Source organism: Nocardia rhizosphaerihabitans (genome assembly GCF_014646295.1).
In the GTDB taxonomy this organism is placed as follows: Bacteria; Actinomycetota; Actinomycetes; order Mycobacteriales; family Mycobacteriaceae; genus Nocardia; species Nocardia rhizosphaerihabitans.
The window spans coordinates 191,763-206,465 of sequence record NZ_BMNE01000004.1 but is presented as its reverse complement, the minus strand read 5'-3'; the positions used below and the strand labels follow the sequence as shown (position 1 = coordinate 206,465).

The following is a 14,703-nucleotide window of genomic DNA, read 5'->3' as shown; positions in this document are numbered from 1 at the left end:
CGCGTCGCGGTGGATCAGACCGGCGTGACCTGGGCGACCAGCCAGCGGTCGTCGGCCTTGTCCAGCGAGACCCGCACCCGGCTGCCCGAGGTGCTACCCTGCGGCGAATCCTTGCTGGTGGTCAGCTGATTCAGGTACAGCAGCACGACGGCGTGCTCCGGATCGGCGGACACGACGCCCTCGGCCTGGGTGGTGGCCTTGACGGTGAGCTGCTTCTCCTTGGCGCCCGGCGCGATGGCTTCCTTGATCAGCTTCAGGTAGTCGTTGCGAAAGCCTTCGGTCAGGCCGTCGGCCGCCTTCGGCAATTCCGTGTCGACGGTGGCGGGCTCGTAGGTGAACATGGCGCTGACCGTTCGGCTGGCCGTGCTCATCGCGTCGGTGCGGGCCTGCTCGGTCCGGTCGTGCTGCCAGAGCTGATAGCCGCTCACGCCGAGGACGATCGCGGCGATCAGGCCGAGGGCCGCGAGGCCGCCGAAGACGATCTTCATACGCTGGCTCATCCGACGAACTCCACCTTCGACACGGTCATTCCGGTATCGCTGTTCGACACGGTGATCCGGAACCGGTACTGCCGCGACTGCGGTTCGGGCGAGCCGTTGTTGCTCACCGTCTGCTTCGCGGCGACGAGCACCTGCGCGGACTTGTCGTCGGCCGAGACGATGCCCGACTCGACCACCTCACCGGTGGAGACCACGTTCGCCTGCTTGACGATGTCCATGAACGGATCTACGCGACCGTCGAACTCGGTCTTGAAGTCGCCGGAAGCCACCGAGAGAATCCGGTCGATGTCATCCTTGGCCGTGTCGGCGCGGATCGTGGTGAGGTTCAGCACGGCTTGGCGGGCGGTCTCGGTGTACTGCGCGCGCAGGTCCTCGTCCCGGTTCACCGAGTAGGCGGTGAAGGCGGCGAAACCGGCGCCGGCGACCAGGGCGAGAACGAGCACGATCGCCGCGGCGAGGGCCAGGATGCGGGCACCCGAGCGCGGGGCCGCGTCGGTGTCGTCGGGGGACTTCGCCAGATCGACCGGGGGCTTGACTGTGGTCGCCGGGGCGTCCGCGAGCTTCACGGTGTCTTCCGCGGACTTCACGGTGGTGACGTCGGACTTCACGGTGGCGTCGGTGAGCTTCACCGTCGCGTCCTCGGACTGCGCTGTCGCCTCGGTGAGCTTCACCGTGTCGTCCGTGATTGATGCGGTTTCACTCTTACTGATGGTGACCGTTTCGGCCGCCGTCTCGTCGACCGGTGGTCCGGCCGAGCGTGCGGCCCGCCTGCGCGGGCGGCGGTTGTCGTTGTCGTTCATCGTTGCTGCTCCTCCAACATCGCCTGCCAGCTGGCCGGAACGGTGCCCGAGCCATCCGCGGCGATGTCGCCTTGGCGGTACGTGCGTCCGTCAGTGCCCAGATAGCTGCTTGTGGACGGATCATAGGGGCGCGCTGCGGCGGGGGTCACACCACCCGTCGATGCGCCTGCCGGTGCCGACGCCGGAGCGACCGGCTGAACCGGTCCGAACGGCGGGTTGTTGCCTTCCGGCACGTACCCGGTCCGGCACAGTTCGGGCGTGGGTGCCCGGACCCCGGGGAACTCCATGCACGGCGTGTTGCGGATGCCGCGTACCGCGATATTCGAGTCCTGCGGCACCTTGCAGTACAGCCCGGGCGGAGTGTCCACCTGGTTCAGTTCGCTCGGCTGTCGCCACTGGTCCGCGGGCAGGAAGCCGGTGGTGCAGGCGGGCGGGTCGTTGACGACGGTCATGAAGTCGACCATCACGCCGTACTGGATCGGCCCGCGGATGGCGGTCCGCAACGCCGCGATCAGCGGCGGGAAGACGACCATGAGCTGTTCCAGGCTCGCGTTGTACGTCACGCCGACCTGCCCGAGGCTCACCAGATTGCTGGCGAGCAGCGGCAGGGTGGGGCGCAGGGACTGGAACTGCTCGGTCACCGTCTCCATCGCGGAAGGACTGTTGCTCAACAGGTTCCGCAGCGCCGGATCGTGCTCGCGCAGTTGATCGGTGACCGTGGCCAGATCCGCTGTCCAGGAACGGATGTCGTCGGCGGAACGGGTCTGGGTGTCCAGCAGCGGGCCGATCTGGTCGAGCAGCTTCTTGGTCGGCTCGATATCGGTTTCGGCCTGCTGCACCAGCAGCGCCGCCGAGTCGATGAACCGCTGGAGATCGGGCCCGGCGCCGTTGAACGCGTGGAACGCCTCGTCGATCACCTGCTTCAGGCGGGTGTCGGCGACGGTGGCGAGCAGCTTGTCGGCCTGGTCGAGCATCGCGCCGACATCCTGGGGCAGGTGGGTGCGCTGCTCCGGGATCACCGAGCCGTCGCGCAGATGCTTGTCGGACGGTTGCTCGGTGGGCACCAGGTCGACGTACTGCTCGCCGATGGCCGAGACACTGCGCACCCACGCGCTCGAATCAGCGGGCACCTTGTAGTCGCTGTCGATCGACAGATCCGCTTCGACCCCGGCCGTCGTCAGGCGCACCCCCTCGACCTTGCCGATGTTCTGCCCGCGGTAGGAGACATTGGCGGTGGGATAGAGCCCGCCGGTGGCGGCCAGCTGCACGGTCACCGCGTACCGGCCGATCCCGAACATCGCCGGTACCTGCAGGTAGCTGCCGCTCATCACGACCAGACCGATCACCGTCAGCACCGCGAAGATCGCGAGCTGGATTCGCACGAACCGGGTGAGTTTCATCGCCCCGTCCCTTCCTGGCCGGGCAGCGGCGCGGTGATGCCGGGGATAGCGGGCAGGCCGGGAATGGACGGCAGCCCTGGGATGGTGGGCATGGGTCCGGGGGCCGGTGGCGCCGCGAACGGCGCGGTGGCCGGGTCGGCGGCATCGGTGGCGGTCGACGGCGCGAACGAGCCGACGACGCCCTCGACACCACCGAAGCGCCCGCCGAGCGGGGTACCGGTGAGCCAGTTGCTGTCGAGGCGGCTGGCGGTCAGGTCGAACGTGATGAACAAGTTCATGTAGTCGCCCATGATCGCGTTGTCGATGTTCTTGATCGGGAACGGGAAGGTCGGCAGGATGCCCAGCGCCGCGATCAGGTTGTTTCCGGTGTCCGCCAGTGTCTTCAGCACCGGACCGAGGCTGCGGAGATTGGCCACCAGATCGTTGCCACTGGTCTTGATGAGCCGTTCGCTGACGTCACCGAGCTCACCGAGCGCGGTGATCGCCGCGGTGATGTTCGCCGACCGGTCGGCCAGCGCGGTGAGCGCGGGATGGATCTGTTCGATCGCCTCGGCGATGACATCACGCTGACCGGCCAGTTTCACCGACAGCTGGTCCAGGCCCTCCATCGCGGCGATGATGCTGCCGGTCTGTCGCTCCAAGCCGGTGGTGAGCTCGTTGAGCTGGGGCAGCAGGTCGGCGATCTCGTCCTCGCGGCCGTTCACCATCGCGTTCAGCTCGGTGGTGATGGTCTCGAGCTGCGCGATCCCGCCACCGTTGAGCACCACCGACAGCGAGGACAGCACCTGCTCGGTGGTCGGGTAGGCGCCGGCCCGCTCGAGCGGGATGACATCGCCGCCGCGCAACTGTCCTTCCGGCGCGACCGCGGTCGGCGGGGACAACTCGACGTGGTTGCTGCCGAGCAGACTGGTCTGGCCGATCTTGGCGATCGCGTTGGCGGGCAGCCGAACTTCGGGGTTGAGCGAGACCGTGACCAGCGCGTGCCAGCCCTCGACCTCGATCCCGGTGACGTTGCCGACCTCGACGTCGTCCACCCGCACCGGTGAATTCCGGGTCAGGGTGGTGACATTGGGCATCTGGATCCGCACGGTGTACGAGCCGGGCCCGCGCCCCTCGGAGCCGGGCATGGGCAGGGAGTTGAGCCCGTCCCATTGACAGCCGGTGGTGCCGAGCGCGACGGCGACGCCGACGGCCAGCCCGGCGAGTGTGCGTTGCCGCCTCATCGCTGTCCTCCTGGAACGGCAAGCCCGGCAAGACCTTCGGGCACGGTGATCGGAGCTGCCGCGGGGGCCTGGTTCGGCTGGCCGGCGCCGGCAAGGCTCGGGTCGCTGTACACCAACTGCTCGGGGAAGGCTGTCACGCCGCTCGCCGGGTTGGTCATGATCGGTACGTAATTCATTGCCAGCGAACTGATCACCGGTGCCAGGAACTCCGCGCACAGATCCGCGGACCTGTCCGAGTTGTTGTGCTCGAGCGCCCGGATCGAACCACACAGGAAGCTGAGTGGATTGGCCGTGTTGTTCAGCGCTACCGCGCCGGTGAGCGAGCCCTGAGCCGGCTTGTAGAGCTGGTAGAAGTTCACCATCGCGGTGGGGCCGGAGTGCAGCACCTGTTCGAGCTGGGGTCGCTTGTCGACCAGCGTCTGGGTGACATCGGCGAGCTTCTCGACGCCCTCGGTCAGTTCACCCCCGGTGCCGTCGAGGAACCGCTTCACATCGGCAAGCGCCACATCGAGACTGTCCAATCCGGCGCCGAGTTCTTCCGACGCGCCGGCCAGGACCGAGGACACCGAAGCCAGCCTGCCGCTGAACTGCACGATCTGCTCATTGCTCGCCGAGAGCACCTCGACGAACTTCTGCAGGTTGCGGATGGTGCCGAACAGGTCGGTTCGCCCGTCGGACAGGGTGGTCAGCGTCGCGGACAGTTCGCGCAGGGTGTCCCGGAATTTCTGTCCGTTGCCGTCGAGGTTCTCGGCCGCGGTGTCGACGAAGCGGCCGAAGGAGCCCTGCTTGTCGTCACCGACGGGTCCGAGCGCCGTCGACAGTTTGGTCAATTCGGCCTTGATCTCGTCCCACTCCACCGGAACCGCGGTGCGCTCGAGCGGAATCTGCGCACCGTCGGCCAGTTTCGGGCCGCCGCTGTAGGCCGGTGCGAGTTGCACGAAGCGGGCCGAGACCAGCGACGGCGCGATGATCACGGCGCGCGCGTCGGCGGGCAGATCGACGCTGCTGTCGATACTCATCTGCACCCGCACCTGGCCCTTGCCCGGTTCGATCGAGTCGATGCTGCCGACGGTGACGCCGAGTACGCGAACCTCATCGCCCTTGTACAGGCCGGTGGTGGAGGTGAACGCGGCGGTCACCGTGTTCTTTCCACCGCCGGTGACGAGGTAGACGCCGACCGCGACCAGAGCCGCGATCACTACCACCGCCACCGCGATCGTCCAGCGCGGCAACCCGCGCACCTGCTGGGTCAAGCTCATCGCGGGGGATCCTCCTCAGCAGGAGCGATGTACGGCGTCCTCGGGTTGGTGAAGATGTCGATCAGGTCCTGTGGCACTTGTTCCGGCCAGACGAGCGCGTCGACGAGGGGGCGCAATTCGGTACTGGTCGCGTTCACCACGTAAGCGTTGAACCAGGGTCCGTTGCCGACCTGCTCACCGAGCGCGGCGGCGTAGGGGCCGAGGCCGTCGAGGGCTTCGTTGAGGTTCTGTTCGTTGCGCTGGAGCAGCGCGAGTACCGAATTCAGGCGGTCCAGCGTCGGCCGCATCTGCGGCTCGTTGTCGGCGACCAGGCCCGAAAGCTGCCTGGCGACATCGTCGATGTAGACGACGAGCTGATTGATCGCCGCCCGGCGCCGGTCGAGCTCGCCGAGCAGCTCGTTGCCGTCGATGAGCAGCGTATTGAGCTGGGTGCTGCGATCGGCCAGGATCTTGGTGACATTCTGCGCCCGGGCCAGCAGGTCGGTCAGCGCCTGGTCGCGCACATTGATACTGCGGGACAGGGCGGTGACACCGTCGAGCGCGTTGCGCAGCGGGCCCGGCGTGTCGGCGAAGGCCGCCGACAGGGTGTCGAGGGTCTGGTCGACCTGATCCAGATCGAGATCGCGCACGGTCCCACCGAGATCGCTCAGCGCTTCGTTGAGCGAGTAGGGCGAGGTGGTGCGGTCGACCGGGATGGTGTCACCGGTGCCGATCGCGCCGGGGCCGGTCGGCACCACGTCCAGCGATTTGCGGCCGAGCACCGTATTGGTCTTGATCGCGGCGGTGGTCTTCTCCCCCAGCACGATCGACTCGTCGAGGTCGAACTTCACCAGGACCTTGTCACCGTCGAGGCTGACCTGCCGCACCTCGCCGGAACGCACACCGGCGACATGCACCGGGTCGCCCGGGACGAGACCGCCCGCATCGAGGAAGTTCGCGGTGAAGGTCGCTCCCGAACGGATGAAGGGCAGCTCGGTGAACTGCAGCGTCGCGAGCGAGATCGTCACCGCCAGAACCACACCGACGATGCCGATCGTCGCCGCCGACGATTTGTTCTCATTCATTGGGCGTGCACCTTCCGGTCGCCTGCAGACCCGGCGCGTGAACTTCCATCGGCTGGCCGTTGGGGCCGCTGACCAGGAAGTTGGTACCGCAGATATACAGCTGCAGGAACGAACCGTAGGCACCGATCCGGATGAGCTTCTTGTAGGTATCCGGCAGTTTCCCGAGCACCCACTCGATGTGATCGGAACCCTCGTCCAGGTTCGTGGCGAGCCTGCCGGTCTGTTCGATGGTGTTGCGCAGATCGGGACGGGCCTGCACGAGCAGGTCGTTGAGTTCCTGTGTCGCGCCAGCGATCCGCGGCAACGCGTTGCCGATCGGGTCGCGCTGGGCGGACAGGTCGCTGACCAGGCGCTGCAGTTCGTCGATGGTGGTGGCGAACTGGTCACCGCGATCGTCGATGGTGGCGAGCACGGTGTTCAGGTTGTCGATCACGCTGCCGATCAGCGCGTCCCGGTCGGCCAGGGTCTTGGCGAAGCTCCCGCCACTGTTCAGCAGCGAGACCAGGGTGCCGCCCTGTCCCTGGAAGATCTGCAACAGCGCCGCGGTGAGGTCGTTGACCTGTGCCGGGTCGAGCCCGCGCAGCAGCGGCTTGAATCCGCCGAGCAGCAGGTCCAGATCCAGGGCGGGCGAGGTCTGCTCGCGGCCGATGGTGTCGCCGTCGGAGAGCCGCCGAGCCGAGCCAGGCCCCTCCAGCAGTTCCATGTAGCGGTCGCCGACCAGGTTTTCGTACTTGATCGCCGCGCGGGTGCTGGCCAGGACCGCGTACTTGGTGTCGACATCGAACTCGACGTGGGCGAGGTTGTCGTCGCCGACCTTCACCGAGGTCACCGAACCCACCGGCACACCGGCGATGCGCACCTTGGCGCCGGGCAGCATGCCCGAGGAGCTGGTGAACACCGCGCGATAGCCGTTCTCGCTGGCGAACCGCGCCTGACTCAAGACGATCGCCAGACCGGCGAACACCAGCGTCATCACCACGGTGAAGATCGCCAGTTTGATCGTCGTCCCCGTGTTCCTCACCGCGTCACTCCCGGCAATCCGTCCAGCAGCAGCTGGAATACCTTTGGCACACCGTGGAATTCGTGTTGGGTGTTCGGCGTGTACACCGTGCCCTCGCTGGTATCGGTCACCAGATAGTCCGAATGGCTGTTCGGTACCCGGTCCACCACACCCTCGCAGCGCGGGCCGCCGGTGGCATTCACCTTGGGCAGGTCGTTCGGGTAGGTGTAGGGCTGGGCACCGAGCATGAAGCTGGCGTTCATGCCGACACCCGGCAGCCGCCCGCCCATCATCTCCTCGGCGATCGGCATCAGCGGACCGAGGCCGTCGATGATGCAGCTCAGCGCCGGCGCGTACTCGAACAGCAGGGCGGTCGTCGGCCGGAGCAGGTCGAGCGCTGTCACCAGATCGTGTTCGTTCTCGCGCAGTACCGATCCGACCGTGTCGGACAGCCCGATCACATTGACCAGCACGTTGTCGAGCTGGCCCTGCATCTCGGCGATGGTCTGCGAGGTGACCGTCGCGTTGTCGACCGTGCGCAACAGCGGGTCGGTGACCTCGCCGTAGAGGTCGGTCACCGCGGCGGTCTTGTCCAGATCCGACTGCAGAGTCGGCAGGTACGGATTGAGTTCGCGCAGATAGCGATCCGAGCGCACCAGCAGGTCGCCGAGCTTGTCGCCGCGCCCTTCCAGGGCGGTGCCCAGCGCGGTCAGTGTCGCGTTGAGCTTCTCCGGCTCCACCTGGGCGAGCACGTCGGACAGGTGCTGGAACAGGGTGTTGAACTCGACGGTCACCGAGCTCACCGACACCGTGCTGCCCGGGGCCAGCGCGGTGGCGGCCGGCTGGGCGGGGACGACGAAGTTGACGTACTTGGCGCCGAACACCGTGGTCGAGCGGATGTCGACACCCGCGTTGGCGGGTACCAGCTTGAGCTGGTCGGGGTCGAGCTCCAGCCGCAGCTGGGCGCCGTCGTCGCGCAGGTCGATGTCGGCGACCCGGCCGATCTCGACACCGCGCACCTTCACCTTGGCGTCGGGGTCGAGGACCAGACCTGTGCGTGGCGTATCCACCAGCACCACAGCGGTGTTGGTGAACGCGCCCTGGAACAGTGCGATCGCGAGCGAGGCGCCCGCGACGAGCAGGCCGACCAGGGCGAGCGCGGCGAGCTTGCGCCCGAGCCCGCCCTGGAGTGCGGCAACGAACCGATTGGTATCCATCGCGCTATCCCGAGAGGTGGAAGTTGCCGGAGGTGCCGTAGATGGCCAGCGAGATCAGCAGCGTCACAGTGACGACCGCGACCAGCGACGCCCGGACCGCGTTACCGACCGCGACACCGACGCCCACCGGCCCGCCCGCGGCGGTGAAGCCGAAGTAGGTGTGGATCAGCATGACGGCCAGCGCCATGACGATCGCCTGCGCGAACGACCACAGGATGTCGCTCGGAATGAGGAACGTCGAGAAGTAGTGGTCGTAGACGCCCGCCGACTGTCCGTAGATCACTACCGTCGCGAAGCGGCTGGCGAGGAAGGACGCGATCACCGCGAGCGCGTAGAGCGGCACGATGGCGATCAGACCGGCCAGCACCCTGGTGCCGACCAGGAACGGCACCGGCCGGATAGCCATGGACTCCAGCGCGTCGATTTCCTCGGCCACCCGCATCGCGCCGAGCTGAGCGGTCGCGCCGGCGCCGATCGTGGCGGCCAAACCGATACCGGAGATCACCGGTGCCGCGATGCGGACATTGATGAAGGCGGCGAAGAAGCCGGTCAGCGCTTCGACACCGATATTGCCGAGCGAGCTGTAGCCCTGCACCGCGATGGTGCCACCCGCCATCAGGGTCAGGAAGCCGACGATCACGACGGTGCCGCCGATCACCGCCAGCGCGCCACTGCCCATGCTGATCTCGGCGATGAGCCGGATGGTCTCGGTGCGGTAGTGCACCAGCGCGCGTGGCACCGAGCCGAGCGCCTTGACGAAGAAGATCGCCTTGTCGCCGAGGGAATCCACCGATTTCGACACCCGGTCGAAACGGCGGACCGTGCGCGGGAATCTGCTGCGAACAACGAATGCCATTTCGGTCACCGCACCGTGAATTTCAGGCCGATCGCGGTGACGACCACATTCACCACGAACAGCGCCATGAAGGCGAATACCACCGTTTGGTTCACCGCGTCACCGACACTCTTGGGTCCGCCTTTCACCTGCAGTCCGAGATAGCAGGCGACCATTCCGGCGATCAAACCGAACAGGCCGGCCTTGATCTCGGAGATGATCAACTCGGGCAGATTCGTCAGCAGCGGAATGCCATTGACGAACGCGCCGGGGTTCACACCCTGCAAGAACACCGAGAACGCGAAGCCGCCGACGATACCGACCGTGCACACCAGGCTGTTGAGCATCAGCGCCACGAACATCGAGGCGAACACGCGCGGCACGACCAGCCTGCTGATCGGGTCGATGCCGAGCACCATCATCGCGTCGATCTCTTCGCGAATCGTGCGTGCGCCCAGGTCGGCGCAGATCGCGGTGGCGCCCGCGCCCGCCACGATCAGCACCGTGACGATCGGCCCGACCTGAGTGACGGCACCGAACGCGGCGGCCGCACCGCTGAGGTCGGCGGCGCCGATCTCGCGCAACAGGATGTTGAGGGTGAAGACCACCAGCACCGTGAACGGAATCGCCACCAACAGCGTCGGCACGATCGAGACGCGAGCGACGAACCATGACTGGTCGATGAACTCACGCCATTGGAACGGTCGACGGACCGTAGCCTTCGCCACGTCCGCGCCGAGTTCGAAGAATCCGCCGACCGCCCGCAACGGGACAGCAAGGAGGTCGTTCATGCGTTTTCCTCCTCGTTCGACGGGCGAGCCGATGTGCCCGCATACCCGTACTTCACCGCCACCCCGATCTGAAGACTGCCCAAAGACTAGAACATGTTCCTGTTGATGTCTGCCATTTGGGGAGACTATTACCAGGACTTTTTCGCGAAATGTGCCGCTGAAACTGAAACGAATACTGACCGAATGCCGTTTACCTCCTGTGAGGCGTCACACACCCCGACGCTCATGTCTACCAACACCTGGACCTGTGATCAACACAACTCGGCAGACATGCCCGTCGTGGCGCGCGGCGAGCCAACACCCGGCAAATCGGTGCTGCGGCGATCAGCCCAGATCGCGGAGCGAACGGGCCGAGAACATGTGGTCGGCGGGCCGCTCGGCAAAGTAGCCGTGCAGAGTTTCCGCGAGGTCGGCCTCGGACCATTCGGCGCCGGCCGCGTCGAAGCGAGCTTCCACCTCGGGCGCCGCCATGAGGGCGACCATCGGGCCGTAGACGACGAACACCTGGCCGTTCACCGCGTCGGCGGCGGGCGAGGCGAGGTAGGCGACGAGCTTGGCCACGTGCTCGGGTGCGAGCGGGTCGACCGAACCCTCGGGCGCCTCGGAGAACACGGCCTCGGTCATCGCGGTCCTGGCCCGGGGGCAGATCGCATTGGAGCGAACGCCGAACCGGGACAGCCCACGCGCGGCCGACAGCGTCAGCGCGGTGATACCCGCCTTGGCGGCGCCGTAGTTCGCCTGACCTTCCGGCCCGAGCAGCCCGGCCTCCGAGGAGGTGTTGACCAGCCGGCCGTAGACCGGCGCGCCCGCGGCCTTCGACGCCGCGCGCCAGTAGGCGCCCGCGTTGCGCGAGAGCAGGAAGTGCCCGCGCAGGTGCACGGCGATCACCGCGTCGAAGTCCTCGTCGGACATGTTGAACAGCATGCGGTCGCGGGTGATGCCCGCGTTGTTGACGACGATGTCGAGGCCGCCCAGGGAATCCTGGGCGGTCGCGATGAGCGCGTCGGCCGTCGAGCGCTCGGCGATGCTGCCGCCGACGAACTCCGCCTTGCCGCCGAGCTCGCGAATCGCGGCAATGGTCTCGGCGGCGGCATCCTCGGTGAGGTCGTTGACCACGACCGCCGCACCAGCGCCTGCCAGCGCGAGGGCTTCGGCCCGGCCGAGCCCGGCCCCGGCGCCGGTGACAATGGCGACCCGGCCGTCCAGTGAAGTCTGCATCACACTCATCGGGCCGACTTTAGAACGTGTTTCACTATCCGACAAGAGGCGATCACGCCAACCTCAGCGCAGCCTTGGGGCACTGCGCCACTGCTTCCTCCGCATCGGCGACGCGATCGGCGTCCACCTCGGCATCGGTGACGTGCAGCAGATCGTCGTCATCGAGTTCGAACATGTCAGGGGCGATTCCGACGCACACCCCGTTCGCTTCGCACCGGTCGAAATCAACGATGATCTTCATGAGAACTTCCTTCCACGCGGTCTCGGCGACACTAACTCAGACAGTATGGCCCGCGGAGCGGAACCGGCGCCGATTCACTGTCAATACTGGAACATGTTTCAGTCGGTATGCAATGATCGGTTTCGGCGGGGCCCATCCCCTGCGCCCCGCCGCGTCCGTTTTCGCAGCAGAGACCGAGGTAGGGACCCATGCGCGTCGCGTATACGCCGCAGCAGGAAGAATTGCGCGCCGAGCTGCGCGAATATTTCGCCCGGCTGATGACCCCGGAACGACGCGCCGCGCTGAGCCTGCAGACCGGCGAGTACGGCGAGGGCAATGTCTACCGCGAGGTCGTGCGCCAGATGGGCCGCGACGGCTGGCTGACGCTGAGCTGGCCGAAGGAGTACGGCGGTCAGGACCGCACGACGATGGATCAGCTGATCTTCGTCGAGGAAGCCGCCATCGCGGGCGCGCCCGTCCCGTTCCTCACGCTCAACTCGGTCGCGCCGACGATCATGCAGTACGGCACCGAGGAGCAGAAGAAGTTCTTCCTGCCCAAGATCGCCTCCGGTGAGCTGCACTTCGCCATCGGCTACTCCGAGCCGGGCGCCGGCACCGACCTGGCCTCGCTGCGCACCGCCGCGGTGCGCGACGGCGACGACTTCGTCATCAACGGCCAGAAGATGTGGACCAGCCTCATCGCCTACGCCGATTACATCTGGCTGGCGGTGCGCACCGATCCGACGGCCAAGAAGCACAAGGGCATCACGATGTTCATCGTGCCCACCGACGTCGACGGGTTCTCCTGGACGCCGGTGCACACGATGGCCGGGCCCGACACCAGCGCCACCTACTACCAGGACGTGCGGGTTCCCGCCTCCTCGATGGTCGGGCCGGAGAACGGCGGCTGGTCGCTGATCACCAACCAGCTCAACCACGAGCGCGTCGCGCTGACCTCGGCCGGGCCGCTCTCGCTCGCGGTCAACCAGACGGTGCAGTGGGCACGCGAGACCACCGGCCCCGACGGCAAGCGGGTGATCGACCAGGAGTGGGTGCGCCTCAACCTGGCTCGCGTCTACGCCAAGGTCGAATACCTCAAGCTGCTGAACTGGGAGATCGCCAGCCGCGCCGACCTTGGCGGCGAGGCGGCGCCCAAGCCGTGGGACGCCTCCGCGTGCAAGGTCTACGGCACCGAGCTGGCCACCGAGGCCTATCGCCTGCTGATGGAGGTCGTCGGCTCGCACGGTTACCTGCGCCAGGACTCCCCCGGCGCGGTCATGCTCGGCAGGCTAGAGCGGATGCACCGGGCCGCGCTGATCCTCACCTTCGGCGGCGGCACCAACGAGGTGCAGCGCGACATCATCGCCATGACCGCCCTGCGCCAGCCCGCGTCCGCCCGCTGATCCCGAAAGCCGGTATCCCCTCATGGATTTCACCCCCACCGAAGCCCAGACCGATCTCGCCCGGCTGACCGGCGAGATCTGCGCCAAGCTCGTCACCGCCGACCGCCTGCGTGAACTCGACACCGCCGGCCGCTACGACGAGCAGCTGTGGAAGTCGCTCGCCGAGACCGGCGTGCTGGCCGCCGCCCTGCCGGAAGACCTGGGCGGTAGCGATTTCGGCATGCTCGAGCAGACCGCGATCCTGCGGGAACTCGGCCGCGTCGTCGCCGCCGTGCCCTACCTGTGGTCGATCGTCGTCGGCGCGGGTGCGCTGGCGAAGTTCGGCGATGCCGGTCAGCGGCAGCTGGCCGCGCGGGCGGGCGCGGGCGAGATCGTGCTGACCGCCGCGCTCGCCGAGGAGCTGCGCGCCACCACCGCCGCGCCGGGCATCGTCGCCGAGCCCGCCGGTGCGGCCTGGACGCTGACCGGCACCGCGACCACCGTCGCCTACGCCGATCGCGCCGAGCGAATCCTGGTGCCCGCCATCACGTCCAATGGTGTCGGCGTCTTCGTGGTCGACCCGGACCACGCGTCGGTCACCCGCACCGCCCAGCAGGTCGTCGACCTGAGCCCCGAGTTCGTCGTCGAGCTCGCGGGCACGCCCGCCGAACTGCTCGGCACCGTCGAAGCCGGCGCCGACATCCTCACCTGGCTGCGTGAACACGCCTGGCTCGGCCTCTCGGCGCTCCAGCTGGGCACGCTGGAACGCGCACTCGAACTGACCGCCGAGCACACCCGCACCCGCGAGCAGTTCGGCAAGCCGATCGGCTCGTTCCAGTCCGTCGCCCAGCGCCTGGCCGACGCCTACATCGACATCGGCGGCCTGCGTCTGACCGTCACCCAGGCCGCCTGGCGCCTGTCCGAGAACCTCCCGGCCGCCGAGTCCATCCACATCGCCAAGTTCTGGGCAGCCGACGCGGGCCACAAGGTCGCCCACACCGTCGTCCACGTCCACGGCGGCCTCGGCATCGACCGCGACCACATCGTCCACAACTACTTCACCGCCGCCAAGCACAACGAATTCGCCCTCGGCGCCGCCACTCCCCACCTCCTCGCCCTGGGTGCGGAACTGGCGAGCTAGCCACCGTCACATCCCGAAGCAGGGCCCGTCCGGATCGATGTCCGTACGGGCCCTGCTCGGTGCGTCGGGCCGACGCCCTATCGCGCGAAGCGGACGAGTTCCTTGGCGATAGCAGGCACATCGAGCCGTCCTTGACACACGGCGAGCACGAATTCCTCGGCGTGATCTACATCGAAAGCCTCGTCGAGCGGACATCCGTTGAGATGCAGGAACACCCAGGTGGCATACCAGGCGAGCCGCTTGTTCCCGTCCACCAAGCCGTGGTTGCGGGCGAGCGATTCCATCAGCGCGGCAGCCTTCTGCCATAGATCTGGATAGGCATCCTGTCCGAACACACTCGACTGGGGCCGCGCCGCGGCGGAATCGAGCAGCCCGTAGTCACGGACGTCCGGCGTACCGAGCCGCTCCGCCAGGCTCAGGAGCTCGGGCAGCGTCAGGTAGTGGATCACGCCAGTCTCCGGTTCAGCTCTTCGCTGACCCGGAGCACATGGTCTGCCGCCTCGTTGAACAATCGCGATCGCTCGTTGATCGCGGCCACAACCGCATCATGCGCGAACTGCTGCATGCTCCGCCCCTCGGCCTCAGCGCGCTGCCGGAGCGCGTCCAGTTCCTCGTCGGTGAATCGCACATTGAGACCAGCCATGGCTCGATGG

At 67.2% G+C, this 14,703-nt stretch carries 16 protein-coding genes; 2 read left to right on the top strand and 14 right to left on the bottom strand.

Translation table 11 applies throughout. From position 1 onward, the window contains the following. Positions 1-14: 14 nt before the first annotated feature. The 12 genes from IEY60_RS18540 to IEY60_RS18485 all read right to left on the bottom strand — a co-directional run bounded on the left by IEY60_RS18540 (position 15) and on the right by IEY60_RS18485 (position 11,548). The gene (locus IEY60_RS18540) at positions 15-500 is read right to left on the bottom strand and encodes a h domain protein (protein WP_229739933.1); all 486 of its coding nucleotides are present in this window, start codon (positions 498-500) and stop codon (positions 15-17) included. After that, positions 497-1,300: an Rv1363c family protein gene (locus IEY60_RS18535; RefSeq protein WP_189029972.1), complete on the bottom strand. Its 804-nt coding sequence runs from the start codon at positions 1,298-1,300 to the stop codon at positions 497-499. The genes IEY60_RS18540 and IEY60_RS18535 overlap by 4 nt, the downstream gene beginning before the upstream one ends. Then, positions 1,297-2,700 (bottom strand): MCE family protein, encoded by a 1,404-nt coding sequence (locus tag IEY60_RS18530; RefSeq protein ID WP_189029970.1) that lies wholly within the window; start codon positions 2,698-2,700, stop codon positions 1,297-1,299. The genes IEY60_RS18535 and IEY60_RS18530 overlap by 4 nt, the downstream gene beginning before the upstream one ends. After that, positions 2,697-3,923, bottom strand: a complete 1,227-nt coding sequence (locus IEY60_RS18525; protein ID WP_189029968.1) for an MCE family protein — start codon at positions 3,921-3,923, stop codon at positions 2,697-2,699. The genes IEY60_RS18530 and IEY60_RS18525 overlap by 4 nt, the downstream gene beginning before the upstream one ends. Beyond that, entirely contained in the window at positions 3,920-5,182 is a 1,263-nt protein-coding gene (locus IEY60_RS18520) for an MCE family protein (protein ID WP_189029966.1), read from the bottom strand. Before IEY60_RS18520 ends, IEY60_RS18525 begins: the two co-directional genes overlap by 4 nt. Beyond that, complete coding sequence (locus IEY60_RS18515) at positions 5,179-6,246, bottom strand: MCE family protein (RefSeq protein ID WP_189029964.1); 1,068 nt, start codon at positions 6,244-6,246, stop codon at positions 5,179-5,181. The genes IEY60_RS18520 and IEY60_RS18515 overlap by 4 nt, the downstream gene beginning before the upstream one ends. After that, complete coding sequence (locus IEY60_RS18510) at positions 6,239-7,267, bottom strand: MCE family protein (protein ID WP_189029962.1); 1,029 nt, start codon at positions 7,265-7,267, stop codon at positions 6,239-6,241. Before IEY60_RS18510 ends, IEY60_RS18515 begins: the two co-directional genes overlap by 8 nt. After that, a complete protein-coding gene (locus IEY60_RS18505) occupies positions 7,264-8,463 on the bottom strand; it encodes an MCE family protein (protein ID WP_189029960.1) in 1,200 nt (399 codons plus the stop codon). Before IEY60_RS18505 ends, IEY60_RS18510 begins: the two co-directional genes overlap by 4 nt. Before the next feature lie 4 nt (positions 8,464-8,467). Further along, positions 8,468-9,319: an MlaE family ABC transporter permease gene (locus IEY60_RS18500; RefSeq protein WP_189029958.1), complete on the bottom strand. Its 852-nt coding sequence runs from the start codon at positions 9,317-9,319 to the stop codon at positions 8,468-8,470. 5 nt (positions 9,320-9,324) lie between these two features. Further along, on the bottom strand, positions 9,325-10,089 hold the full coding sequence (locus IEY60_RS18495; protein WP_189029949.1) for an MlaE family ABC transporter permease: 765 nt from the start codon (positions 10,087-10,089) through the stop codon (positions 9,325-9,327). Between the two features lie 324 nt (positions 10,090-10,413). Further along, on the bottom strand, positions 10,414-11,316 hold the full coding sequence (locus IEY60_RS18490) for a 3-oxoacyl-ACP reductase (protein ID WP_189029947.1): 903 nt from the start codon (positions 11,314-11,316) through the stop codon (positions 10,414-10,416). A 43-nt stretch (positions 11,317-11,359) separates the two neighbouring features. Beyond that, positions 11,360-11,548, bottom strand: coding sequence for a ferredoxin (locus IEY60_RS18485; RefSeq protein WP_189029945.1), 189 nt, complete (start codon positions 11,546-11,548; stop codon positions 11,360-11,362). A 188-nt stretch (positions 11,549-11,736) separates the two neighbouring features. Here IEY60_RS18485 and IEY60_RS18480 point away from each other — a divergent pair, with 188 nt between their 5' ends. Together IEY60_RS18480 and IEY60_RS18475 are read left to right on the top strand one after the other, a co-directional pair. Continuing rightward, positions 11,737-12,930 (top strand): acyl-CoA dehydrogenase family protein, encoded by a 1,194-nt coding sequence (locus IEY60_RS18480; protein WP_189029943.1) that lies wholly within the window; start codon positions 11,737-11,739, stop codon positions 12,928-12,930. 22 nt (positions 12,931-12,952) lie between these two features. After that, on the top strand, positions 12,953-14,050 hold the full coding sequence (locus IEY60_RS18475) for an acyl-CoA dehydrogenase family protein (RefSeq protein WP_189029941.1): 1,098 nt from the start codon (positions 12,953-12,955) through the stop codon (positions 14,048-14,050). Between the two features lie 77 nt (positions 14,051-14,127). Here IEY60_RS18475 and IEY60_RS18470 read toward each other — a convergent pair whose 3' ends face one another. Both IEY60_RS18470 and IEY60_RS18465 read right to left on the bottom strand, forming a co-directional pair. Next, positions 14,128-14,499, bottom strand: coding sequence for a type II toxin-antitoxin system death-on-curing family toxin (locus IEY60_RS18470; protein WP_373291732.1), 372 nt, complete (start codon positions 14,497-14,499; stop codon positions 14,128-14,130). After that, positions 14,496-14,693, bottom strand: coding sequence for a YlcI/YnfO family protein (locus tag IEY60_RS18465; RefSeq protein WP_189029939.1), 198 nt, complete (start codon positions 14,691-14,693; stop codon positions 14,496-14,498). Before IEY60_RS18465 ends, IEY60_RS18470 begins: the two co-directional genes overlap by 4 nt. Positions 14,694-14,703 lie beyond the last annotated feature (10 nt).